The organism is Novosphingobium malaysiense (assembly GCF_000802225.1).
Taxonomy (GTDB): domain Bacteria; phylum Pseudomonadota; class Alphaproteobacteria; order Sphingomonadales; family Sphingomonadaceae; genus Novosphingobium; species Novosphingobium malaysiense.
On record NZ_JTDI01000049.1, the window covers coordinates 1 to 448 of the forward strand.

Annotated in this window: 1 protein-coding gene; it reads left to right on the top strand. The window is 62.1% G+C overall.

Annotated elements, in window-relative coordinates; genetic code table 11:
• Positions 1-54: 54 nt before the first annotated feature.
• The coding region (locus LK12_RS23460) for an AMP-binding protein (protein WP_231568478.1) at positions 55-448 on the top strand (394 nt) is incomplete at its 3' end.

Sequence of the window (448 nt, forward strand, 5' to 3'; positions counted from 1 at the left end):
CCCCAGGGCGTGGTCTACAGCCATCGTTCGATCTGGCTCCACAGTCTCGCCTCAATGGGGCGTGACGCGTTCGGTATCGCCAATAGCGATCGCGTACTCATGATGCCCCCAATGTTCCACGCTAACGCCTGGGGCCTGCCCTATTCCTGCTGGTTCGCAGGGGCCGACATGATCATGCCTTCGTGTTTCCTACAACCTTCGGCGATGGCCAGGATGATTGCGCAGGCGCGCCCGACCTTGACCATGACCGTGCCCACGATCCTCAACGACCTGCTCCAGCAGAATGGGCAAGACCCACTCGACATGTCCAGCTTCCGCTGCATTATCGCCGGGGGTTCGGCGGTTTCCCGGCATCTGGTAGACCAGGTCAAAGCCGTCTGGGGCGTGGACCTGATCCAGGGCTGGGGCATGACCGAGACCAGTCCGATGTGCGTCCTCTCGCATCCGC